Source organism: Rhodococcus sp. IEGM1428 (assembly GCF_050321865.1).
GTDB lineage: Bacteria > Actinomycetota > Actinomycetes > Mycobacteriales > Mycobacteriaceae > Rhodococcoides.
Genome location: NZ_JBNQFW010000002.1, coordinates 38,536 through 61,039 on the forward strand (window position 1 = coordinate 38,536; position 22,504 = coordinate 61,039).

General features: G+C 63.8%; 20 protein-coding genes and 2 pseudogenes. 11 read left to right on the forward strand and 11 right to left on the reverse strand.

The window, feature by feature from the left end:
• Positions 1-105: 105 nt before the first annotated feature.
• Positions 106-777 carry a TetR/AcrR family transcriptional regulator gene (locus ACQR3T_RS08640; protein WP_052064934.1) on the forward strand — a complete coding sequence of 224 codons (672 nt, stop codon included), beginning with the start codon at positions 106-108 and terminating at the stop codon, positions 775-777.
• An 85-nt stretch (positions 778-862) separates the two neighbouring features.
• Here the strand turns inward: ACQR3T_RS08640 and ACQR3T_RS08645 are convergent, their stop codons facing one another.
• Together ACQR3T_RS08645 and ACQR3T_RS08650 are read right to left on the reverse strand one after the other, a co-directional pair.
• Positions 863-1,519, reverse strand: a complete 657-nt coding sequence (locus ACQR3T_RS08645) for a hypothetical protein (protein ID WP_032378540.1) — start codon at positions 1,517-1,519, stop codon at positions 863-865.
• Positions 1,520-1,585: 66 nt separating this feature from the next.
• Positions 1,586-2,335 (reverse strand): DUF6319 family protein, encoded by a 750-nt coding sequence (locus ACQR3T_RS08650; RefSeq protein WP_428693127.1) that lies wholly within the window; start codon positions 2,333-2,335, stop codon positions 1,586-1,588.
• A 470-nt stretch (positions 2,336-2,805) separates the two neighbouring features.
• Between ACQR3T_RS08650 and ACQR3T_RS08655 the strand changes: the two genes are divergently transcribed.
• From ACQR3T_RS08655 to ACQR3T_RS08665, 3 genes are read left to right on the forward strand one after another with little or no spacing between them, the layout of a single operon-like run.
• Complete coding sequence (locus tag ACQR3T_RS08655; protein WP_032402142.1) at positions 2,806-5,103, forward strand: glycerol-3-phosphate 1-O-acyltransferase; 2,298 nt, start codon at positions 2,806-2,808, stop codon at positions 5,101-5,103.
• A complete protein-coding gene (locus ACQR3T_RS08660) occupies positions 5,100-6,527 on the forward strand; it encodes an HAD-IB family hydrolase (RefSeq protein ID WP_428693128.1) in 1,428 nt (475 codons plus the stop codon). The genes ACQR3T_RS08655 and ACQR3T_RS08660 overlap by 4 nt, the downstream gene beginning before the upstream one ends.
• Positions 6,520-7,551 (forward strand): adenylate/guanylate cyclase domain-containing protein, encoded by a 1,032-nt coding sequence (locus ACQR3T_RS08665; RefSeq protein ID WP_032378544.1) that lies wholly within the window; start codon positions 6,520-6,522, stop codon positions 7,549-7,551. The genes ACQR3T_RS08660 and ACQR3T_RS08665 overlap by 8 nt, the downstream gene beginning before the upstream one ends.
• Here the strand turns inward: ACQR3T_RS08665 and ACQR3T_RS08670 are convergent.
• The 8 genes from ACQR3T_RS08670 to ACQR3T_RS08705 are packed head-to-tail and all read right to left on the reverse strand — an operon-like array spanning position 7,533 to position 14,914.
• The gene (locus ACQR3T_RS08670) at positions 7,533-8,594 is read right to left on the reverse strand and encodes an MSMEG_0565 family glycosyltransferase (RefSeq protein ID WP_428693129.1); all 1,062 of its coding nucleotides are present in this window, start codon (positions 8,592-8,594) and stop codon (positions 7,533-7,535) included. The genes ACQR3T_RS08665 and ACQR3T_RS08670 overlap by 19 nt on opposite strands.
• Positions 8,591-9,442, reverse strand: coding sequence for a carbon-nitrogen hydrolase family protein (locus ACQR3T_RS08675; protein ID WP_428693130.1), 852 nt, complete (start codon positions 9,440-9,442; stop codon positions 8,591-8,593). Before ACQR3T_RS08675 ends, ACQR3T_RS08670 begins: the two co-directional genes overlap by 4 nt.
• Before the next feature lie 6 nt (positions 9,443-9,448).
• Positions 9,449-10,738, reverse strand: a complete 1,290-nt coding sequence (locus tag ACQR3T_RS08680) for an MSMEG_0569 family flavin-dependent oxidoreductase (protein WP_032379371.1) — start codon at positions 10,736-10,738, stop codon at positions 9,449-9,451.
• Between the two features lie 11 nt (positions 10,739-10,749).
• The gene (locus tag ACQR3T_RS08685; protein ID WP_037172524.1) at positions 10,750-11,040 is read right to left on the reverse strand and encodes an MSMEG_0570 family nitrogen starvation response protein; all 291 of its coding nucleotides are present in this window, start codon (positions 11,038-11,040) and stop codon (positions 10,750-10,752) included.
• The gene (locus ACQR3T_RS08690) at positions 11,033-11,914 is read right to left on the reverse strand and encodes a carbon-nitrogen hydrolase family protein (RefSeq protein WP_032378548.1); all 882 of its coding nucleotides are present in this window, start codon (positions 11,912-11,914) and stop codon (positions 11,033-11,035) included. Before ACQR3T_RS08690 ends, ACQR3T_RS08685 begins: the two co-directional genes overlap by 8 nt.
• On the reverse strand, positions 11,911-13,338 hold the full coding sequence (locus ACQR3T_RS08695; RefSeq protein WP_428693131.1) for an MSMEG_0567/sll0787 family protein: 1,428 nt from the start codon (positions 13,336-13,338) through the stop codon (positions 11,911-11,913). The genes ACQR3T_RS08690 and ACQR3T_RS08695 overlap by 4 nt, the downstream gene beginning before the upstream one ends.
• A complete protein-coding gene (locus ACQR3T_RS08700) occupies positions 13,325-14,380 on the reverse strand; it encodes an MSMEG_0568 family radical SAM protein (protein ID WP_428693132.1) in 1,056 nt (351 codons plus the stop codon). Before ACQR3T_RS08700 ends, ACQR3T_RS08695 begins: the two co-directional genes overlap by 14 nt.
• 9 nt (positions 14,381-14,389) lie before the next feature.
• On the reverse strand, positions 14,390-14,914 hold the full coding sequence (locus tag ACQR3T_RS08705) for an MSMEG_0572/Sll0783 family nitrogen starvation response protein (RefSeq protein ID WP_027495238.1): 525 nt from the start codon (positions 14,912-14,914) through the stop codon (positions 14,390-14,392).
• 272 nt (positions 14,915-15,186) lie between these two features.
• On the opposite strand from ACQR3T_RS08705, the gene ACQR3T_RS08710 reads away from it, so the two are divergent.
• The 5 genes and pseudogenes from ACQR3T_RS08710 to ACQR3T_RS08730 form a co-directional block, all read left to right on the forward strand.
• Complete coding sequence (locus ACQR3T_RS08710; protein WP_032378550.1) at positions 15,187-15,567, forward strand: hypothetical protein; 381 nt, start codon at positions 15,187-15,189, stop codon at positions 15,565-15,567.
• Positions 15,560-15,964 carry a hypothetical protein gene (locus ACQR3T_RS08715; RefSeq protein WP_032378551.1) on the forward strand — a complete coding sequence of 135 codons (405 nt, stop codon included), beginning with the start codon at positions 15,560-15,562 and terminating at the stop codon, positions 15,962-15,964. The genes ACQR3T_RS08710 and ACQR3T_RS08715 overlap by 8 nt, the downstream gene beginning before the upstream one ends.
• A 22-nt stretch (positions 15,965-15,986) precedes the next feature.
• The gene (locus tag ACQR3T_RS08720) at positions 15,987-16,574 is read left to right on the forward strand and encodes a hypothetical protein (protein ID WP_428693133.1); all 588 of its coding nucleotides are present in this window, start codon (positions 15,987-15,989) and stop codon (positions 16,572-16,574) included.
• 133 nt (positions 16,575-16,707) lie between these two features.
• Positions 16,708-17,277 (forward strand): annotated as a pseudogene (locus tag ACQR3T_RS08725) (DUF222 domain-containing protein); the annotation flags it as partial.
• A gap of 437 nt (positions 17,278-17,714) precedes the next feature.
• Positions 17,715-18,137 (forward strand): annotated as a pseudogene (locus ACQR3T_RS08730) (HNH endonuclease); the annotation flags it as partial.
• Positions 18,138-18,222: 85 nt separating this feature from the next.
• Here the strand turns inward: ACQR3T_RS08730 and ACQR3T_RS08735 are convergent.
• Positions 18,223-18,651 carry a type II toxin-antitoxin system Rv0910 family toxin gene (locus tag ACQR3T_RS08735; RefSeq protein ID WP_032378553.1) on the reverse strand — a complete coding sequence of 143 codons (429 nt, stop codon included), beginning with the start codon at positions 18,649-18,651 and terminating at the stop codon, positions 18,223-18,225.
• Between the two features lie 59 nt (positions 18,652-18,710).
• On the opposite strand from ACQR3T_RS08735, the gene ACQR3T_RS08740 reads away from it, so the two are divergent.
• Together ACQR3T_RS08740 and ACQR3T_RS08745 are read left to right on the forward strand one after the other, a co-directional pair.
• Positions 18,711-21,032, forward strand: coding sequence for an ATP-dependent DNA ligase (locus ACQR3T_RS08740; RefSeq protein WP_428693134.1), 2,322 nt, complete (start codon positions 18,711-18,713; stop codon positions 21,030-21,032).
• 233 nt (positions 21,033-21,265) lie between these two features.
• The gene (locus ACQR3T_RS08745) at positions 21,266-22,480 is read left to right on the forward strand and encodes a lipase family protein (protein WP_032378555.1); all 1,215 of its coding nucleotides are present in this window, start codon (positions 21,266-21,268) and stop codon (positions 22,478-22,480) included.
• The last annotated feature ends 24 nt before the right edge of the window (positions 22,481-22,504 follow it).

Here is a 22,504-nt window from a genome sequence, read left to right on the forward strand (position 1 = left end):
ACACCTTGCACAGTGCTGTGCAGCTTAAGAAGAATCGTCTAGGATCGGCAATCTTTTGTGGCGGCAGCCACACTCTCCGCACACGATCGTGCTAGTTGTTGACCTGTGCGAAAGACGACGGAGTCGAGATCGACTGCACGGGATGCCGCAGCGCCGCCCGTGCAGCGCCGTGACGCCCGGTCGAACCGAGCGAGAATTCTCGATGTCGCACAACGTGTGTTGGCGGACAATCCGGATGCGACCATCAACGACGTCGCAGCCGCGGCAGGGGTGGTTCGGCGAACCGTATACGCCCACTTCGCCTCTCGCGAAGCGCTGATCGACGGCATCGCCCTGGAGGCGGCCGACAGCATCTCGGCGGCTCTCGGCCGCGTTCCCGCCGCCGACGAATCGGCCGTGACGGTCTTCGTCCGGCAGACGCTGGCTCTCACTCGCGTCGGCGACCAGTACCGTCTACTTCTCGCTGTTGCGCGAACAGATCTCGGCCACAACGGTATTCACAATCTTCTCGGTCCTATGCGAGAAGCGGCCGCCGCCGTCATCCGGCGCGGTCAGCGGGAGGGCGTGTTCTCCTCGTATCAAGCCGCGGAGGTACTCATCCTCAACATCGAGGCGATTGCGCTGTCCATCCTCGATGCCACCAACGCCGGACTGCTCACCGACCCGGCAGGGGCCGCCACGACGTCGAGCCTTGTTCTGCTGGGGATCGCCCCGGAGGATGCGGAACGAATCGTCGCCGATGTGCGGGCATCCGACTCGTCCGCGCGCGCCCGCTGACAACTCCGGGACCTCCGAAACGACGAATGTCCCGCCTCGAGCAACGGATTGCTCGAGCGGGACATTCGGTACGAACTGTGGACTGTCAGGGAGCCGGAACGAATCCTGCGCCGAGTCCGTTGCCCTGATCGACGTTACGAAGGATCGCATCGAAGTTGGTGCCGACCTCGGGACCGAAGCACGCGACGCCCAGGTAGGCGTTGACCATGCCCACGAGGGTGTTGCCGACGACGACCGGGCTACCCGAGTCACCTTCGACGACGCACAGCTGCGCCCAGGTCTCCTGCGACTGCAGGATGTCTCCGTACGCGAGGCCGCAGGTGTTGCCGGTGGTACGGCCTTCCTTGCAGACGATGTTCGGGAACGCCGTCGGTGGGCCGACCTGAGAGATGGTCACATTGCCCACGCGGCTGATCGGTGCAACCTTGTCGCGCTGGAATTCGATGACGGCGTAGTCGTACTCCGGGTTGGAGAATGCGATGCGACCGACCTCGCCGAGGGAGGTGTCGTATTCCGGGACGATGGAATCGCCTGCGCGGCCGCAGTGGCCGGCGGTGAAGCCCACGAGATTTCCGCTACGGTCGTTACCGATCGTCGTCAGCGTGCACTCGGCCTGACCTCCGACGATGATTCCCGAGCCGCCGCCGAGAGCAGCTGGAGCGGCCGCGGATGCGGACCCCACGCCGACGCTGGCTACGATTGCAGCCGCCCCCACGACGACGAGCATGAATTTCTTGAACATGTACTCCCTCTCAGCGGTGTCGGCAGAACCCTAGCAACAACACGTGTACGAACACGAGTGAGTGGTTCATACGTCCTGCTCGAGGGCAGCAAGGGTGGTGCGCGCTTCCTCCAGTTGGCGGCTCAGTTCTGCGACGCGGCGAGCAGCTTCCTCGCGCGCGTGGGAGATGACGGCCTCGACTGCGTCGCGTGCGATGGGATCGCCCAACTCTCGCACGGCCCTGCTGACCGACTCCGGACTCACCGGTTGCGCCTTGGTGGGGCGCTTCGCCCCCTGGGTGACCGTGACCGACCAATCGTTGTCCGCCCCGGCATGAATAGTGACGCTGACCCCGCCTGGAGCCTTCTTGCCCCGACGGGGAGCCTGCTGTTGCGGCTGCGCCCTGGGTGGTGCCACTACAGCCTTGGGTTGCTCCACCATTGCCTTGGGTTGTTCCACCACGGCCTTGGCAGGTGCCGGAGCTGTTGTCGGCTTTGCTGCGACTGCTTCCGTCCGAGCCGGGGCGGCGGACACCGGCGGCGCCACTTTCTTCGCAGGTACGCGCTTGGCCGGCGCAGGCGGGGTTGCCGCGTTGCGAGTGATACGTAGTTCCTCTGCCTCGTAAGGCAATTCGTCGTTGACACCCTTCGGACTGATAGTGACCGTGGTGCCGTCGATCGAGATCACCTTCGCCGACGTTCCGTCGGACAGTCCGAGGCTCGGGTTCGGTTCACGAAGATAGACGGTGGCCCGACGCCCCTCGGCGAGCGCCGCAGCCAGCGTCGTCAGATTCTCTGGGGTCAACGAATCGTTCACGGCGCGCCCACGGGGTGGCATCGACTACCGGCCTCTCTCGAAAGTGTTTGCGAATACTGTCGCACAGATATTGGGCCGATGTCATCGACCGAGCGCGGGACATGTCGACAGCACATGTTCGGTATGAGAATCGACGAAGTATCTGTTAATCCAAGTAACTGTAACCGCAAGTAACTGTTACTTGGATTAACACTTAGATTTGGGTGGCCGAGAAGGCCGATAACCTCACTCTATACGACGGCATTTCCGAACGCCCGCCGAGTCCACTCGACGTGACATTGACCCCCGACAAGTGCTTGCGATCGTTCCGCAGGCTCCACTCCAGAGCACTGAACGTCACATCGACTACCGGCCAGGTACCCGCGAGTAGCCGTGCGCGGCGTCGAGATATTTCGTCCCGTTACGACCTCACCGAACCGCCCTCGCGGCCGGTATCTCCCGCGTAGCCTGGCGACCGTGCCTTCTTGTATGGGTACGGAACAGGAGCCTCGATGTACCACCTCGACGCGGACGAACAATCGCTCAGCGACGGTCCGCACGTGTATTTGCTCGACGCCAAATCCACCCTCGAGGTTCAGGCTCTGAATCAGTGGATCGATGCGACCACTCCCGACGGCGAGCCGAGGCCGCCGTCGGTCGTGTTGTCCGGTGAAGCGAGAACCTCACTGGCGGAGAGTGTTCGCGGGTACGCCGACGATCCGCTCCTCATTCCGTTGCGCGTGACGTTGTCCGATCGTAAGAACGGCATTCTCCACCGCATCTTCGCTCCGCGCGGTCGATCGAAGCCCACCCAGGTATGGCAGCGGTGGGTGGCGAACGACGATCCCGATCATTCGGCGGTGTTGGTCGGCGAGCCCGCGACCCTCCGTGATCTGCAGGATCGGTTCGAGCGGGGCGGCGGCACCTCGCTCTCGTCGTTCATCCTGCGCCAGGCCAGTCTGGCGTTGGACAAGGCCGAGCGTGGCGTCATCGGCTCCGAGTACAAGATCCCGCGATTCGTCGTCGAGGACATGACGGAGCAGAAGAAGTTCCACGACGGCATCACCGCGCTCGCGGACGAGGTCGGTCAGGACCGCGACGCAGTCGACAAGCGCGTCAACGACATCCTCGGTGAGATGGTCGCAACCGAGACCCGCCGGGCAGTGGAGATGTGGGGCACCCTCGGGGCATATTTCTCGCGGGCGTACAAGGTCGACGTCGATCGCGATCAGCTGCAGAAAGTCCGCGAACTCAACAAGAACTATCCGTTGGTGTTCCTACCCAATCACCGTTCCTACCTCGACCCGCTCGTGCTACGCCCGGCGCTGCTGGCCGAGGGTCTACCGCTCAATCACGTCATGGGCGGCATCAACGTCGGCTTCTGGCCGTTGGGTCCGATCGCCAAACGCAGTGGCGTCGTGCTCATTCAGCGAAAGTTCTCCGACGCGATCTACAAGTGGACGCTGCGTCAGTACATGAGTTTTCTGCTCAGCAAGCGGTTCAACCTCGAGTGGTACATCGAGGGCGGACGCAGCCGCACCGGGAAGCTTCGCCCGCCGAGGTTCGGCCTGCTCACCTATCTGGTCGACGCCCTGGAGTCGAGCGACGCAGAGGACGTCTATCTGGTTCCGACGTCCATCACCTACGACCGCCTGCACGAGGTCGGCGCGATGGCCGAGGAATCGCACGGGGCAAAGAAGCAGGCCGAGGGCATTCGGATGGCCATCGGGTACATCCGTGCGCAGGGCACGTTGCGCGGCAACGTGTATCTGAACTTCGGCGAACCGATGTCGGTGGCGTCGATCGTCGCCGAGAACACCGACAAGCGTGTCGCGGTTCAGAAGATCGCACTCGGCGTCTCTCACGCGATCAACGACGCAACACCGGTGACTCCGGCGGCTTTGGTCACGATGGCACTGCTGGGCATCGAGGATCGCGCACTCAACGTCAACGAGATGTGGGCCATCATCGCCCCGCTCGCCCGCTACATCAAACGCCGCAACCTGCCCACCGCGGGCGGCGTCGACATCGCCGACGTCGATGTGGTGCGATCGGCCGTCGTCGCTCAGGTCAACGCCAACGTGGTCAAGCGTTTCGACGATGGTCCCGAGCCACTGTTCTATCTGGCGCAGGACAAGCATCTGGTTGCAGCATTCTTCCGTAACAACGCAATTCACTTCTTCGTCATGCGTGCCATCGGAGAACTGGTGGTGCTGCCGACCAGCGGCGATTCGGCACCTCTGACGCAGGAGTCGCTGTGGCAGTCGGCGCTGCAATTGCGAGATCTACTCAAGTTCGAGTTCTTCTTCGGCGACAAGAAGGACTTCGGGCAGAGGCTGGAATCCGAGGTCGACCTGATCGATCCGGACTGGCGAACCAAGATCAGCGACCCCGATTATGCTGCGCACCAACTGCAGTCACAGGATCTGCACCTGGCGCACCGCGTATTGCAGCCGATCTTCGAGGCGTACCAGGTAGTGGCAGATCAGCTCATGCTGCTGCCGCAGAGCGGCGAGTTCGACAAGCCCAAGTTCATCGCGGAGTGCCTCGGTGCCGCTCAGGCCAGGCGACTGCGTCAGCAACTCGATCACAGCGAGTCCATTTCCGGCGAGTTGTTCGATACTGCACTGCAATTGGCAGAGAACCGGGATCTCGTCGACTCCGGCTCCGACGGTGTCGCGCGCCGGCGCAGAGACTTTGCGCTCGAGATCGACGAGTGGGCCCGCAAGGTTCGCACGATCCGAGACATGGCCCACCAGATGCTGCGTGCGGTAGAACCGATCTCGGCCCCCGAGGAGAACAATTCATGACCGAGTTCGACGATCGACTGATCGCGATCGCCGCCGCACCACCGGGCCGAGACACCGTGGCATTCTTCGATCTCGACGGCACCCTGATCAACGGATTCTCCGCCCGCGCAGTGTTTCTCGAACGTCTCAAAACCCTCGACGTGACGGTGAAGGAGCTGTGGGAGATCTCCAGTGCCGTCGTCGAGATGCGGATGCGCAACTCCCCCGTCGACAACCTGATGGGCAAGGCCGTCCGCGGCCTGGAGGGCCGCCGGGAGGACGATCTGATGGAACAGGCATACACGCTGTTCCGCAACGAGATTGCGCCGATGATCTACCCGCAGGCTCGTGCCCTCGTCGAGGCTCACCGGCATGCCGGGCATCGCCTGGTGATGGCCACCTCGGCCACGCCGTACCAGGCACTGCCGGTGCAGCAGGACATGATGTTCGAGGAATTGCTGTGCACCACCCCCGTCGTCACCGACGGAATCCTCACCGGCGAACTCGTCGGCGACTCGTTGTGGGGGCCGCGCAAGGCGCAGGCAGCCATCGACTACGCCGACCGTGAAGGCATCGCCTTGGCGGGCTGCTTCGCCTACTCCAACGGTGGCGAGGACGTGCCACTGCTCGAGGCCGTGGGACGACCCGTCGCCCTCAACCCAGACCCCGATCTCGCGCGCTATGCCGCCAAGAAGAAGTGGCCTGCACTGACGTTGGAAAGCCCGAAGCGCGGCACGGACATCACGTCGGCCGTACGCAGCACAGCGGCGCTCGGATCGGTGCTCGCAAGCGCGTCGATCGGACTGGGCCTGGGGATTCTGACGCGGAGTCGCCGCACCGGTGCCAACATCACCAGCACCATCGCGCCGGACATCGCGCTCACTCTGGCCGGCGTGAAGCTCGACGTCACCGGCACGGAAAATGCCTGGTCTGCCCGCCCGGCCGTCTTCATGTTCAACCACCAGAGCACTGCCGACTCGATCATCGTCACGTCCATCCTCCGGCGAGACATCACCGCTGTGGCGAAACGCGAACTCGAACGCGACCCGCGATTCGCACTGCTGGGCAGGATCTTCGACGTCGCCTACGTCGATCGTGGTGACCCCTCACAAGCGCGCGAGGCGATGAGACCCGCGATCGACAAGCTCCACAGCGGTATCTCCGTCGCCATCGCACCCGAGGGGACGCGCATGCCGACGTCACGTCTCGGCCGATTCAAGAAGGGCGGCTTCCACCTGGCTATGCAAGCAGGTGTGCCCATCGTGCCCATCGTCATCCACAATGCGGGTGACGTGATGTGGAAAAAGGATTTCACCGTCCACTCCGGTACGGTCAAGGTCACCGTCGGCGAGCCCATTCCCACCACGGACTGGGAGCCCGAAAAGATCGACGAGTACGTGGCCGATGTTCGTTCCTATTTCGACAGAACGTTGGGATATGCCTGAGAACCAGATCAACTCGGTAGTGCAGACGGAAATCGAGCGGAATCTATTGGGCGGCGAGCCCAAGTACAACCGTGCGGACATCGTCGAGAAGTCCGGCATTCCACTCGAGCGAGTCATTGCCCTGTGGATCGGGATGGGCTTCCCCATCCACACCGACACCGAGGCACTCGTCTACACCGACGCCGATCTCGAGGCTCTGAAGCTGATCACTGCACTCACCGCACAGAAGGTGATCAAGCCCGAGATGGAGGTCGCGATCGCGCGGACACTTGGGCAATCCATGTCCAGGCTCGCGGAATGGCAAGTGGGCGTTGTGAACTCTCACATACTCGAGCGCATCATCGACAGCGACGAAGACAAGAACGACATCGACGCGATTCGGCGTAACGCCCGAGCGATCGCGGCAGAAACCGTCCCCACCCTCGAGGCACTTCAGGGATACACCTGGCGTCGGCACCTGGCCGCAGCCGCCGGTCGATCCATCGCCGCTCCCGACGACGCCACCGACAGTCCCACGATGGCCGTCGGGTTCGCCGACATGGTGGGCTACACCAGTTTGACGCGTCGGCTGGACATCGGTGAGTTGACCACTCTGCTCGAGGAGTTCGAGTCGCTGGCCACCAATATCATTGCCCGCGGACGTGGTTCGGTGATCAAGAACGTCGGCGACGAGGTGATGTTCAGCGCGCAGACACCCGAGGATGCCGCCCACATCGCCCTCGACCTGCAGGACGCGTTCGACGAGCAGGAGGACATGCCGGATCTGCGGGTCGGACTGGCCTGGGGACCGGTACTGGCCCGGTACGGCGATCTGTACGGCTCGGTGGTCAACATTGCCGCGCGGCTGACGAGCTCCGCCAATCCCGGCACGACCCTGGTCGATACCGTCATGACCGAGGAACTGCGCCACGATTCCGAGTTCTACCTGAAATCGATTCGCTCACTGAGGGTCAAGGGTTTTCACAAGCTCAAGCCGCATGCGCTCCGCCGCAACAAACGGGGCGGTCACAAGAGCGAGGAGTAGAACCCCAGGTGTCGACGCGCAGCCTCGTCCCAGGTGAGGCTGCGCGCCAGCATCAGCCCCGGTAGTGGATCCCGCGGCTCGTGCAACGCACGGTCCAACTCGCTCGACATGGCATCCACCGACGATGCGTAGGTCACGCTGTCTCCGAACACTTCTCGTAGCACCGGCAGATCACGCGCCACCACCGGAATCGACGCGGCGAGCGCCTCCATGGCGGCCAGGCCGAAGCCCTCCTTCGTGGAGACGAACGGCAGCACTCCGGACTGCGCCACGAGGTGCGGCAGTTCCTCGTCGTCGACGGTTCCCAGTATCACCGGCTCGATGCCGAGTTCTGCTGCACGACGGTCGAATTCCGCCCGGTAGTCCCGATAGTCGAACAGCGTCTCCCCGCCGGCGAACACAAGTTGCACGTTTCGCTCGGACAGCCCGGCGAAGGCGTCGAGCAGATCGAGACTGCCCTTGCGTGGTTCGATACCGCCGATTGCGAGCACATATCGGCCGAGCTTGTCACGCCAGTGCGTTCGACCGGACTGCGCAGCGGCAGTGAATCTCTCGGCATCGACGCCGTTGGGGATGACCGTGGGTTCGAGTCCCCATCCGCGGCGAACATCGCTTGCCACCGCTGCCGATACACAGATGCGCGCGTAGGGCGCGGTGATCGCGCGTTCGTGACACGCCGCCAGTTCGGGCGTGGTGAACTCGTCGAGGTGATGGATGGTCCTGACACAGCGATCGACGGCGTTTGCGGAGATGCAGTCCTGAGCGTGGACGATGTCGTATTGCTCCGGTGTGAACGCCTGTCGCAGAACGTCTATCGACCGCAGTATCCGCTGACCGACACTCTCGTTCTCCCGCTGAGGAAACGGCACCATCCGCACGGTGACGGCCGGGTCGACCGTACGAAAGAACTCACTGTCGCCGCCGCGGCCGAGAGACCACACCGAGACGTCCTGCCCGGAGCGCGCCAACGCCTCGGCCAAGGCCAGCGTATGTACCACGCCGCCACGCGGTTTGGACGAGTAGGTCAAGAGCGCGATCTTCACTGGCCCGGCTTCTCCTGCAGCAAATTGGGGTAGGCGTCGACGCGACGTTCGGCGAGGTGGTGCAGCCCTCTTCGGGCCCGGTCCACCTCGGCGTCGACATCGATCTCGTGCACGGCCAGGCCGCCTTTGGACCACGTTTTCGCCAGGACGTCACCGCCGGGTCCGACAATCTTCGCTTGCCCCAGGAAGCGTAACGACCCCATCACCCCGGTCTGGTTCGACGACACCAGCACCACCTGATTCTCCGCGGCCCTGGCGGCGTCGTACAGATCGAACAGCCGGGACTGCCGGTCGTTCGGCAGCGAGGACGCCCGATCGGTCACACTGGCGGGCCACGCCGACAGTGCGGCAATGATTCTCGCTCCGTCGAGCGCCAACGCGCGCGCCGATTCCGGAAACGTCTTGTCGTAATCGATCAGCATGCCCATCCGTCCGACAGGGGTGTCGAAGGCCTCGAACCGATCGCCGGCGGCATAGGCCAAGGATTCTCCGAGTGGCTGATGCACCTTGCGGTGACTGCCGAGAATCCCGTCGCCGGTCAGGCATGCTGCAGCGTTGTACCGCAGGCCTTTCGACAACTCGGTGTAGCCGATGCAGACCGTCATGTCCCCTGCCGCCGCGATGATCGCGGCCAGCTCGGGACCGTCCGGATCGAGCGTCGGCGGCAACTCCGCGGGATCCGGATTGCTCAGACTGTCGATGTAGCCCCCGAGGGAGGCGTCGGGCAGCACCAGGAGATCGATACCCTCTCGGGCCGCACTGGACATGATCGTGGTGATCTTCAGTACGGCCCGCTCGACATCTCTGCCGAAATGCGCTGCCAGCGCGCCGATCTTGATGGGGGCCACGTCAGCTCAGACCATCTGACTCTGGGGTTGTGCGGCACTGATCTCGAGACCGATCTGATCCGCCAGGAACGCGGCATCTCGGGCCACCGAAGCGAAACGACCCGAGCCCCAGGTGTGCTGCCACGGCAGGCCGAGGAAGTACAGGCCGGAGACCGAGGTGACGCCTCGGTTGTGCGTCGGGTGGCCCTCCCCGTCGAAGGCCCCGACCTTCAGCCACCGATAGTCGGTGCGGAAGCCCACCGACCACACGACGGCCGTGACGTCGGAGGTAGCGAGATCCAGTTCGGTGGTCTCGGCTTCGGGACGCCACACCGGTACGTAGCGCTCCTCGGTGGGCGCGCTGATGCCCTCGCGCTCGATGTACGCGTCGATGTTGTCCTTGATGCTTTCGGCAACACGATCCGCAGCATCGAGGGACGCCTCGAGCGTGGGCGCGAACTGCAGCACGCCGTCCTCCACTCCGAGCAGGCGGCCGTAGAGCTGCATGCCTTCGGTGGCGAATGCACGCAGGTCGATGTCTCGACCACCGTCACGTCCGGTGACGTAATGGTTCGTGTTCTCGCGTTTGCCGACGCCACCGGGTTGATCTTCGATGGAGACATCGTAGACGCCCATGTCGTGCAGCCAGGCGACACAGTCTCGGCCACGATAGAAACGCGCGACACGGGGAGCGGTACCGGCGACCAGGTGAACGCGGCGGCCGTCGAGGTGCAGGTCTTCGGCGATCTGCGCGCCGGACTGGCCGGTGCCGACGACCAAGACGTCCCCGTCCGGGAACTGATGCGAGCCGCGGTATTCGGAGGAGTGGATCTGGACGATGTCCCGTGGAAGCTTCTCGGCGAATCGCGGAATGGTGGGGATGTGGTAGCCGCCGACCGCAACGACGATCTGGTCGGCATGCATCGGTCCGGCAGAGGTCTGGAGGTCGAAACCACCTGCAGGAGTGGAGCCTGCGGAATGACCATTCTCGGCCGCTGACTGCAAGGCCTGATCTACCGAAACATGCTCTCGCACGGGTGCATCGAAGCTCTCGGCGTAACGACGCACGAAGGCGTACACCTCGTCGCGCTGCATGAATCCGTCGGGATCGTCACCATCGTAGGAGTACCCGGGCAGCGCGCATTGCCAGTTCGGCGTCACGAGGGTGAAGTTGTCCCAGCGGGAGTCCTTCCACTCGTGTGCAATCGTGTCACGTTCCAACACAACATGTTCGACGCCGCGCTGCGTCAGATGCCAGCTGATGGACAGCCCCGCTTGGCCGCCGCCGATGACGATCACGGTGTGGTGCTCTGTCACACTGTTCGGATTCATAGCAATTCAGCTCCCGACATGCTCAGTACGCGAACGGCACCGGCCCGGTACGAAGCGCTGACGCCGTGAATCTCTTCCATCTGCTGCGCCGCCGAGGTGCACCGCATACCGAACTTCGCCAGTACTCGATCACTCGCCACCGTCAGCGCCTCGGACGTGCGCTCGACGAAGTCCTGGACCGTGTACTCCGCACCGGGCGTCAGGTAATCGTGCATCACCAGCGACGGTGAATAGCAAGACTGTTCGCGCCCATCGGGCCAACGAACGACGAACGACATCTCAGGCATGGACCGGCTCCTTGGTGATGGTCCGATAGACCGACGGCCGGCGATCACGCAGGTTGTACATACCGCCGCCACGTGCCGCCCCGATCAGTGCATCGACGTCGACGGTGGCCGTCGCCAGTCCCGGCTCGACGCCGGTGCCGGCCAGAATCTCCCCGCCGGGCCCGACGATCTTGGCACTGCAGACGAATCGTAAGGATCCGAAGGTACCGGCCTGATTCGCCGCGACCCAGATTATCTGGTTCTCGAGCGCACGAGCGCGGTCGTAGATGTCGAAGCGCTGCTTCCAGCGGTCCTCCTCCATGTTCTCCACGGTCGCGGTCCGTGCCGTCGGCCATGCGGAGATGGAGGCGACGATCTCGGCACCGTCGAGGGCAAGCTCGCGGGCAGCTTCGGGGAATCCCTTGTCGTAGCAGATCTGCATGCCCATTCGGCCGACCGGAGTATCGAAGGCGGAGTAGCTGTCTCCCGCGTCGTAGCAAAGGTTTTCACCGAGCGGCTGGTGCACCTTGCGGTACGAGCCGAGGATTCCGCTGCCGTCGACCGTCACTGCGGCGTTGTAGCGGGTGTCGCCGTCCTTCTCGCAGAAGCCGAAGGTGATGACGGTGTCACCCGCCATGTCGATGACGCGTCTGATCTCGGGTCCGTCGAGTTCGAGGGCGGGAGGCAGTGCCTTCAAGCGACGCTGCCGTGATTCCTCGGTCTCGTCGCCTCCACCGAGGCTGGGCAGGTAACCGCCGAGGCAGGCTTCGGGCAGGACGAGCAGTTGGCTGCCGCGATTGCGCGCTTCCTCGAGCAACGCGGCGATGGTGGCGTAGCTCTGTTCCATGTCGCGCCCGAATTCGGCTGCGGCAACGGAGATGGTGATGGCGTTCATGCTTCTCCCAATCCGGTCACGGTGGACGTGACCGCGCGAGTGGTGATTCCGTCGGGCCATCGCAGCGCGACGCCCGGAATATCGGTGAGCTCTCCGCAGACAGCGGACAGTGCAGGTCCGGACGGTGCAACTGGTGCACCGGGACGGTCCGCGGTGATCATCGCGAACCCAGGAAAACACGTGATCCACTCGCCCATCGACGCAGCGTCGGGCTTCGGGATCGAGGAGATGTCCAGTACGGCACCGGTTCCGCTTGCCTCGGCCAGCATCCCGGTAGTGCCTGCCAGGCCGGCCATCGAGACGTCCTTGGCTGCTTTGGGCGCGGTTCGGGCAACGAACGACGCCATTGCTGTCAGTTCCTCGGTGTTGCGTCGCGAGGACGAATCCCATTGCTGACCGGAGTATCCGCGTCGCCATTCGCCTTCGATATCGGCGGTGAGCGTCAGCCGGTCGCCGACGTTGCCGCCGCCGGCCCGCACCGGGCTGGCTGTGCGCCCCAGAGCAGTGACCGACAGTGAGGACGGCACCCCGGCCTGGGTATGGCCACCGAGTACCGGGACCTGCCATGCCGCAGAGGCATTGGCGAGTCCGCGAATGATGCGAGTCAGTCGGGACTGTGTGGGTGCGCCGACGGAATCGAGCATGCCGACGGCTCGGGCCCCCATGGCAGAGAGGTCGTTCAAGTTCACCAGGGCAGCGCACCACCCGGCCCACTCCGGGTCACGATCGACCATCGAGGGAATGATTGCGTCGCACGCTGCGATCATGTCGCTGCCCGGTACCGGCACCCCGTCGTCGCCTCGAAAGCCTTTGGCCCCGAGCCCGAGCGGCTGTGCCCTCAGGGGTGCGAGCACTCCTGCGAGCATCGCTTTGGTCGACGACACCAGCCGTTCGATTCGGTCGATGGGCCAGTGCATCGCCACATGCGGGGTACCGGCCACCTCGACGTCGCCGCGTCTGATCCACCCGAGACCGGTGAACAGTCTCTCGTTGCGCTTCTGCACCGTTGCATCGAACCGAAGTACACCTCGGCTCTCGGCATGCGCACAGGCTGCGCGAACCAGTGCAGGACCGACACCGGAGGTACGCGCCGAAGCAGACACCACCAGGCGACTACCGGCCCACCATCCTAGATCCGTTGCGGTGCAGGGAGCCAGGCGTACTCCACCGAGCACAGTGCCGTCCCGGTCGGTGGCGACCAGAACGACTGCTCGCGGATCGTCGTCGACGTCGTCGTGATCGGTGCCGGAGAACAGGCCCTGTTCGGCAACGAAGGTCGCTCTCCTGAGCGCACGATAGGCGTCCAGCTGCGCTGCGCCTCCGCACGGTTGCACGATGAACCTGGGTTCGACGACAGTGGTTGCAGCGCCCGACAATCCGGCAAGATCCTGCGCGTCCACCCCGTACATCTCAGCCTCCCGCATTCTGCAGGACGCTGCACGCACCACATGCCGCGCAGCCTGCCTTCTGCTCGGAGCCGAGCATCGCTGCTGCCTGGAGCTCCTTGGCGACGCGTCGGGTGACGCTTTCGAGTACGTCCCGGTCCGGAGCCGTCGCACGATCGACGTCGACTGCCAACGTGCCGGCAAGCGGACGAAACGGAACGACGAAGGGATACACACCCATCTCGATGAGTTCCGCTGCCCCGGAAACCAATTCGTCCGGATCCTCGCCGAGCCCGACCAGAATGTACGTCGAGACCTGGTTGCGTCCGAAGATCCGGACTGCCTCTCTCCAGGCCGCGCGGTACTCGTCCATCGAGACCGAGGCCTTGCCCGGCATCCACCTGCGTCGAACGTCGTCGTCCAGAGATTCGACGTGGATGCCGATGGATTCGGCCCCGGCGTCGTACAGGTCCTGAATCGTCTGCAGGTCGCCCGGAGGTTCGCACTGCACCTGAATCGGCAGATCGGGAACCACGGCCTTGATGGCGCGCACACATCGGGCCAGATGACGGGCACCGCGATCCTTCGCGGCGGAAGTGCCTGTGGTCATGACCATTTGGGTGACACCGTCGAGCCGTACCGCCGCCTCTGCCACCTCGGCCAGTTGCGCCGGGGTCTTGACGGCGATGGTGTCGCCTGCCTCGAGCGAGGCCTCGATGGAGCAGAACCGGCACCGCTGGTCGGCGTCGTAACGGATGCACGTCTGCACCACGGTCGTAGCGAGAACGCTGGAGCCGTGGAGCTTGGCGATCTTTTCGTAGGCGATCCCGTCGGCGGTGGCGAGATCGTAGAATTTCGGACGGTCGACAGCCTGAACATCGAGACCGATGTCGTTGCCGTCGAACAACACTCGGCCCTCTTCGAGAACATACGGGCTGAGCGGATTGCGGGGGATGGCTGCGCCGAGGCCATCGATGGTGACATGCCCGTCGTCGCTCGGCCCGGCGCCTGCCGTTCTCGAGACCGGCGTGGATCCTCGGATTCCGAGCAACGCCAGATCTACACGCGTACTGACCGACATGGTTCGCTCCTAGACCATGTAGGTCGAGTTGATGATGGCACCCTTGCGCGCGTAGTGGATCAGCGCGTCCTGCACGTCGAGGGGGTGGGCTGGGATGACACCTTCGATGAGGTCCTCTTCACGACCGCCGTGCAGAGCCAGCCCGAAGCGGCAGCAGAACACCGTGCCGCCCTCGGCGATGAACGTCGCAAGGGAATCGTTGATGTTCTGCTCGCCCGGGAAGCCGGAGTCGCCGGTGGTCGGAAATCCGCGAGTGGCAAGGCAATTGATGGCACCGGGGCCGTAGAAGTACATGGCCGACTCGAAGCCCTTACGCAGGGCCCGCGTCGCCTGGAGTACCGCGACGAACGATACCGAGGACTCGTGGGCGATGCCGTGCACCAGCGTGAAGTAGCTTTCGCCGTTCTCGGCCTTGTAGTCGGGGAAGATCTTGGTGGAACCGTAGATGTTGCTGCCCTTGGGAAGTGACGGGTGCGGGATCTCTTCGAGGGACTTCTTGATGTTCTCGGCGATGGACTGGTCGAGGTCTGACACTGGTGTCTCCTGAGGTTCGCAGAACTGGCTGAATGCAGTGGGCAACTACTCGAGATGCGGTGGGCGTCGATGGCCACCTGAGGAAGAGAGGTCATGTCCGGCGAAAGAGCAGATCCTCTTCGGCCATGGGACAAGTACAAGCCCCATCCATTTCCGGTTGGTCACGCTCGGAACAACGTCGTGTTTCGAGGGCCTCACAGTGTTGACGTGGTGTTACGCGGCTACTGTGAAGGCCGGTCCACCCATCCATTGCGAGCAGGACGAGGAACACGATGATCGGCGCCGTCACCGGCTTGTTGTACGCGTTGTCCCTGGTAGTGGGCATCTGGGTGCTCGTGAAGCTCGCCACGAACCGGCCCGTTCTGTTGAAGAACAAGGCCGACCGAGCACTGTTCTGGACGATCGCAGCCACCGAGGCCGTCGTAGCGCTTCAGGCCGTGATCGGGTTCGTCATGATGTTCACCTCGGATCGCGAGATACACCGGTTGACGTTCGGCTCTTATCTCGTCGGACTGCTGTTCCTGCTTCCATTGGGAACGTGGTGGTCCCTGGGCGACCGTTCCCGCGGCGGCACAGCGGTGCTGCTCGTCGCCGTCCTCACCCTCGCAGCCATGGTGCTGCGCCTGAGCCAGATTTGGGCCGGATATGCCTGACAACCTCCAGCAAGCTACGCGCACCGGCTTCGGGCGCTTTCTCATCGCCGTCTATGCGGTGTTCGCCGTTGCCGCGACATCGCGCTCGATAGTGCAGCTCACCACCCGATTCGACAACGCACCGGTGGCGTACCTCCTGTCGGCCTTCGCTGCGGTGGTCTACATCATCGCGACGGTGGGACTGGCGAGGGCAACCGAAGCATCCCGACGCGTGGTGACGGTGTCCTGCATCATCGAACTCGTCGGAGTCATCGGTATCGGCACCCTGAGCTACATCCAGCCCCAGGATTTCCCGGAGCCGACGGTGTGGTCGCACTTCGGATCCGGCTACGTCTTCATCCCGGTGGTGCTCCCCATCGCGGGACTGTGGTGGTTGCGAAAGACTCGACAGCGGTAGGGGTCTGTGGCCAGAATCGGCCATGACCACCTGGACGACCGTCGATGTCGATTACCACCTGTTCTCGCTTGCAGCGGCGCACAGTGAGCCGGTGCCCCCGGGCGCCCTCGGCGAGCTGATCGACGCCTCCGACAACTGCATTCACGTCCACACGGGAATTGCATCGGGGCCCGTTCGCGTTGCCGTCGACGTCCTAGCGCAAGCACCAGCAGTCGAAATCGACGGGTCGTGGGAGGACGCGGCCGAGGTCTCGATAGCCGTGGACGCGACGCTAACTTTCGTCTCCGCGCTGGGGTACGTAGGTACGGACGCGACTACGGTCTCGCCGCCCGTGAGCGGCTTTCTGGGAGTTCGCGTGAGTTCGATAGGTAGAGGTACCCATCGGGATTCGGACGTGAGCGAACCGGTCGAGGACTATCTCTTCGAGATCTGGCCCGCGACGATGCGACGCGAGTTGACGCGCGTGAAGACCACGAACGGTCCACAGACCTCGAAGCCCGGTTCGGTACGGCCCCCGAGTACGTCGACTTCGAGGTCGAATTTCGATCCCTACAGCGATGCGACGGTACGTCTGCGCGGTCCGGTCAGCTGGGATCCCGAGGAAGCGTGAAAATCTCCGACTCTCGACGTGGCTGTTAACACACCCCACTGACAGGTTTGCTTTCTCGAATCCTTATGTAAGGCAATAGTTTTCGATTCGACTATCATTGCTTATCGAACAGGCGTTCGATACACTTATCGCCATGACCACCGCGATCTGGCAACTGAGCGAAAGCGAGCTTCTCGCTGCCGCCACCGCGGCCTCCCACCAGATCCAACTCCTCGAAGCCCACCGCATTGCTCTCGTTGCCGAAATCGACACCCGCGTCTCCCGCGAGAAGCTCGGCTTCCCCGGACCTGCCGGGTGGCTCACCTCCACCACCCTGCTCTCCCCCGGTAAAGCCACCAAGATCGTCGCCCTCGCCCGCGGACTGAAGAACTTCCCCGACATCGCCGACGCCGTCAACACCGGCAGCATCTCCATCGACCATGCCGCCCTGATCCTCGCCTTCGCCGAAACACCACCGAAGAACCTCCCCCAAGAAGGCCAGGACATTGCCAGAGCAGCATTGCTGACCGCCGCCACCGGACCCGGAGCCCGCACCGGCCCACTACGCGCAGCGATCACCAAACTCGAAGACACCTACGGCACCAAGAAACCACCCGACGACACCGACCGCAACGAACTCTTCGCCTCCACCACCCTCAACGGACGTCTCGTGGCGAAGATGGATCTCGACGCCATCACCGGAGAAAAACTGCTCACCGCCCTGTCACCGTTGACCGAACCCCGCCCGGCCGCCGACGGCACCCCCGACGAACGCAGCCCCGCCGGCGCAGAGCCGACGCCTTCGGGCACATCCTCGACCGCTACCTCGCCTCCAGCAACCGACCCACCGAAGGCGGGGAGAAGCCGCACGTCAACCTGCACATCACCCTCCGCGACCTCGTCGACCTCCGCCGAGGCCAGGACGACGGCAACGGCAACGGCAACGAGAATGGCAACGGCAACGAGAATGGCAGCACCGCAACCGAATCCGACTGCAGCAGTAGTAATGGCGACAGCAGCAGCAGCGATGGTTGTGCCAGTGGCCGCAGCGATGATTGCGATGAAGGCAGCGACGGTGACGCTGACGGTTGCGACAGTGGACCGGCCGCCGATCGTGGCGCATATCGCGACTTGTTCGGCGACGGCACCACCGTCGGATGACTCCCCTGGATGGGGCCACTCACCCGCGAGATGTCCCGGCAACTGGCCTGCGACTGCCTCCTCACCGCCATCGTCCTGGATGAGAACGGTTCCCCGATCAACCTCGCCCGCACCGCCCGCACTGTCACCGCAAAACAGAAACGCGCCCTTACCGCCCGCGACCACGGCTGCGCCTTCCCCGGCTGCGGCAAACCCGCCGCCTGGACCGAAGGCCACCACATCTGGCACTGGACCGATGGTGGCCCCACCGACATGAACAACCTCGTCCTGCTCTGCGGATTCCACCACCGACTCATTCACCACAGTGACTGGGAAGTGTTCATCGCCGCCGACAACCACCCCTGGTTCATCCCACCCGCCACCGTCGACCCCTACCGACAACCCCGACAATCCCACGCCCGAGCCGGCCCCCACATCACATAACCACCCACACACGAACCAGCCCCGCGCCGAGAACACGGTGCGGGGCTGGAAGAGATTGTCGTGCAACTACTTCAGCAAAGATCCGTCACTTCAATGCCGCCAAGTTCGCAACGGATTTCTTCACATCGGTATCCAGAGCCCGCGCCACCACCGATCCCACCGGACCGAACAACACACCTCCGCCGAATTTCGCGTCGAGCGTCAGCTCCGATCCGCCCTCGGCCTCACGCACATGGACCGTGAGCGAGATTCGCACCCCGCCCTTGCCGCGGCCGGACATCTCGATCAGCTTGGGCTCGTCGTATTGCGTGAAGGTCCAGTTGATCGTGTTCTTGAAACCCTTGACCTTCACCAGCGACTCCACTTCGGTGCCCTTGCCGACCTTCTTCGGTGGTGGGCTGCACCACCCACCGTGGATGGTCATCCACTCGTCGAAGCGGTCGAGCGCGGAAGCCTTGTCCCACGCGCCCTGCGGATTCTCGGGCATCTGTACCGAGACACTGATCGTCGCCATGAGATCGAGCCTGTCACAACTTGCCCGCAGGTTCTGACGTCGGCCACTAACCTGAGACGATGGCCACGCTCGAGATCGAAGGACGGAAGGTCTCCGTCACCAACCTCGACAAAGTGCTGTTCCCCGACACCGGCACCACCAAGGGCCACATCATCGAGTACTACGTTGCCGTCGCGCATGCGATGCTGCCGCACCTCGTCGGCCGCGCCGTGACCCGCAAACGGTGGCCGAACGGCGTCGACCAGTCCTCGTTCTTCGAGAAGAACCTCGCAGCATCCGCACCCGACTGGCTCGATCGCCGGTCGATGCAACATTCGGATCGGGTGGTCACCTACCCACTGTTCTCCACCGCAGCCGATCTGGCGTGGCTCGGCCAACAGGCAGCCATCGAAGCCCATGTGCCGCAGTGGCGATTCGACGGCACCGAGCCCGGCCCCGCCACCCGCATGGTCTTCGATCTCGATCCCGGTGATGACGTCGACCTCGCCCGATGCGCCGAAGTAGCCTGCGAGATAAGGGATCTGATCGGCGATATCGGCATGACGGCGTATCCCGTCACCAGCGGCAGCAAGGGAATCCACCTGTACGTTCCACTCGAGAAGCCGTTGTCGACGTCGGGCGCGTCCACCGTCGCCAAACGTGTTGCCACGCTGCTCGAAGAGCGCTCGCCGGATCGGGTGACCGCCACCATGGCAAAGGCGAAGCGCACCGGGAGAGTGTTTGTCGACTGGAGCCAGAACAACGGCAAGAAGACGACGGTCGCACCGTACTCACTCCGCGGGCGAACACTCCCCACCGTCGCGGCACCTCGCACCTGGGATGAGCTGGAAGCGTCTGGCCTACAACAGCTTCGGTTCGAGGAAGTCCTCGAGCGCCTGACCGATGTCGGCGATCTACTCGCCCACCTGGATCCCGCCGCGAACTCCGACGAGAAGCGACCCGAAATCGGGACCACCACAGACAAACTCGACAAGTATCGCAGCATGCGGAGCGCCGACCGAACTCCCGAGCCGGTGCCCGCGACCGCCGAGCCGCAGGGCAACAACGACACCTTCGTCATCCAAGAGCACCATGCCCGACGCCTGCACTACGACTTCCGCCTCGAACACGACGGCGTTCTGGTCTCGTGGGCCGTCCCCAAGAACATCCCGGACGATCCCAAGCAGAACCGGCTGGCGGTACACACCGAGGACCACCCACTCGAGTACGCGACGTTCTCCGGTCGGATACCGAAGGGCGAGTACGGCGGTGGTGACGTATCGATCTGGGACAGCGGAACCTACGAGCTCGAGAAATGGCGCGACGACGAAGTCATCGTCGTCCTGAACGGATCGAAGGCCCGCGGCAGGTTCGCCCTGATTCGCACCAAGGGCAACCAGTGGCTGATGCATCTGATGAAGGACGCATCCAGCGCAACGACCGAGAGCGCAACGACCGAGAGCGCGACAACCGAGAATCCCACACCCAAGAACATCTCGCCGATGCTCGCCACCGCCGGCGACATTCTGGGTCTCGGCGACGACGAGTGGTCGTTCGAGGGCAAGTGGGACGGGTTCCGCATCGTCGCAGAACTCACGCACGGGTCCATGACGCTCCGCACCCGCAGCGGCAACGACTACAGCGAGAAGTTCGGTGCGCTCCAATCTCTGGCGGACGACCTTTCCGACCACGATGCCGTCGTCGACGGAGAGGTCGTCGTGTTCGACGACAACGGCATCAGCAGCTTCGAGATGCTGCAGAACGCGAACCGTGACGACATCCGTTTCATCGCCTTCGATCTGCTCTACCTCGACGGCACCTCACTGCTGCGTAAGAAGTACTCCGATCGACGACGGCTGCTCGAGCTGCTCACCACCGGACTCGACTCGGTGCTGGTGCCTGCCCGACTGACCGGCTCCGCCGCGGATGCCGTCGCCGAAAGCCGAGAACGTGGGTGGGAAGGCGTCGTCGCCAAGCGAACCGACTCCGTCTACCAACCCGGCAAGCGCGCCCAAACGTGGATCAAACACAAGAACTGGCGGACGCAGGAAGTCGTGATCGGTGGGTGGCGTCGGGGTCAGGGTCGTCGTGCGGGCGGGTTCGGCTCGTTGTTGATGGGGATACCCGACGGCGACGGCCTTCGCTACGTGGGTCGCGTCGGGACCGGGTTCGACGACCGTGCACTCGACACTCTCGCCGCTCTTCTCACGCCCCTCGAGACGTCGGACAGTCCCTTCTCCTCGGCGCTGCCCACCGCCGACAGGAACGGTGCGGTGTGGGTGGAACCGACTCTCGTCGGCGAGGTTCGGTTCTACGAATCGACCGAATCGGGCCATCTACGGCATCCGAGTTGGCGCGGTCTGCGCCCCGACAAGGCACCCGAGGACGTCGCTCCCGAATAGCGATACCGTCACGCCCGACACGACGTTCGGCACTTTCGAGAGAAACCGGCACAGAGACCGTTCTTCTGTTGCCATAGAATGACCGAGTGCGTACCGTTCGTCCTATCGTTTCCGGGGGGAGCGTAACGAGTCACGCTCTAACAGCTATACCGATTTGCGGGCCGGCTCTACGGGGGCTTGCCGGATCATCGGAACGCGCGTCGTTTCGATTCAGGCACGGAGGGGTTTAACACATGCGGGTTCTCAAATTGGCAGGCGCTGCCGGAATGACGGCGGTAGCACTGCTGTGTTCGTCGGTCGTCGGCGCAGGTCAGGCGGCGGCGGAGCCACTGATGCCGACCCCCATCGCGGACGGGTTCGGTGCGCCGCCTGCGGATCTGGACGCCCTCCAACCGGGCGATGTGATCTCCAGCCGACCCATGCCCCCGCCGCCCGGATTCTTCGATATCGACGTGTGGCAGCTCAAGTTCCGCTCGACCGACTCGGCGGGTGATCCCATTGCTGCAATCAATACGATTATGGTTCCGCATAACAAAGCGCCCAACGGCCCATTGCTTTCTTACCAACACATCATCAATGCACTCGGTCTCGAATGTGCACCTTCACAAGCACTCTGGTCCAATGACCCCAATTTGGCGATTCGCGAGGCACCGGCACTGAACGCTGTGCTGCAGCGTGGCTGGACTGTCGTCATCGCCGATCATCTCGGACCGAGAAGCGCCTACGGTGCCGCCAAGCTCGGCGGGCAGATCGTGCTCGACAGCATTCGCGCCACTCAGCGCTTCGAGCCCATCCAGGTTCAGCAGAGCCCGGTCGCGTTGGCCGGCTACTCCGGCGGCGGCATGGCCACGGCATGGGCGGCGGCGTTGCAGAACGACTACGCACCCGAGCTGAACATCGTCGGCAGTGCGAACGGTGGCGCTCCGATGAACCTCGAGCGCATGGCCCGCGATCTCGGTTTTGCCCCGCACCCCATGTTCGGACTCGCGTTCGCGGCCGCGCTCGGTATCGAACGCGAATACCCCACCCGCATCCCGATCAGCTCTCAGCTCAACCCGGTGGGTAAGGAGATCGAGAGCAAGATCCAGAACGGGTGCACCAACGACATCATCGCCGCGGGCGCAGGCAAGAGTGCCATGGAGGTCGCCGGCACGCTGGACCTGATCAACAGCCCGGAGATGATCGCCGCCGTCAACGAGAACAGCGTCGAGTTGTATCCCGGAGTGCCGAAGGCCCCGTATTTCGAGTGGCACAGCCCCACCGATGCGTTGATCCCGGTCAGCGCAATCGACAATACAATCGCCCGATACTGCCGCGCCGGGGTGCTGGTGACCGAGGTGAAGGTGCCCAGCAACGATCACCTGACCGCTGCAGTGCTGGGCCTGCCTCAGGCCCTCGAATGGATCGACCAGCGATTCGCGGGTGTGCCGGCCACGACCAACTGCTGATCGCACCACCGACCCATGGCAAGT

Excerpts from the sequence above, each read along its gene's own strand:
- ACQR3T_RS08685 (WP_037172524.1), bottom strand. The coding sequence starts at position 11,040 with ATGCCTGAGATGTCGTTCGTCGTTCGTTGGCCCGATGGGCGCGAACAG.
- ACQR3T_RS08690 (WP_032378548.1), bottom strand. The coding sequence starts at position 11,914 with ATGAACGCCATCACCATCTCCGTTGCCGCAGCCGAATTCGGGCGCGAC.
- ACQR3T_RS08745 (WP_032378555.1), top strand. The coding sequence starts at position 21,266 with ATGCGGGTTCTCAAATTGGCAGGCGCTGCCGGAATGACGGCGGTAGCA.
- ACQR3T_RS08655 (WP_032402142.1), top strand. The coding sequence starts at position 2,806 with ATGTACCACCTCGACGCGGACGAACAATCGCTCAGCGACGGTCCGCAC.
- ACQR3T_RS08660 (WP_428693128.1), top strand. The coding sequence starts at position 5,100 with ATGACCGAGTTCGACGATCGACTGATCGCGATCGCCGCCGCACCACCG.
- ACQR3T_RS08700 (WP_428693132.1), bottom strand. The coding sequence starts at position 14,380 with ATGTCGGTCAGTACGCGTGTAGATCTGGCGTTGCTCGGAATCCGAGGA.
- ACQR3T_RS08695 (WP_428693131.1), bottom strand. The coding sequence starts at position 13,338 with ATGCGGGAGGCTGAGATGTACGGGGTGGACGCGCAGGATCTTGCCGGA.
- ACQR3T_RS08710 (WP_032378550.1), top strand. The coding sequence starts at position 15,187 with ATGATCGGCGCCGTCACCGGCTTGTTGTACGCGTTGTCCCTGGTAGTG.
- ACQR3T_RS08665 (WP_032378544.1), top strand. The coding sequence starts at position 6,520 with ATGCCTGAGAACCAGATCAACTCGGTAGTGCAGACGGAAATCGAGCGG.
- ACQR3T_RS08715 (WP_032378551.1), top strand. The coding sequence starts at position 15,560 with ATGCCTGACAACCTCCAGCAAGCTACGCGCACCGGCTTCGGGCGCTTT.
- ACQR3T_RS08720 (WP_428693133.1), top strand. The coding sequence starts at position 15,987 with ATGACCACCTGGACGACCGTCGATGTCGATTACCACCTGTTCTCGCTT.
- ACQR3T_RS08650 (WP_428693127.1), bottom strand. The coding sequence starts at position 2,335 with ATGCCACCCCGTGGGCGCGCCGTGAACGATTCGTTGACCCCAGAGAAT.
- ACQR3T_RS08645 (WP_032378540.1), bottom strand. The coding sequence starts at position 1,519 with ATGTTCAAGAAATTCATGCTCGTCGTCGTGGGGGCGGCTGCAATCGTA.
- ACQR3T_RS08740 (WP_428693134.1), top strand. The coding sequence starts at position 18,711 with ATGGCCACGCTCGAGATCGAAGGACGGAAGGTCTCCGTCACCAACCTC.
- ACQR3T_RS08735 (WP_032378553.1), bottom strand. The coding sequence starts at position 18,651 with ATGGCGACGATCAGTGTCTCGGTACAGATGCCCGAGAATCCGCAGGGC.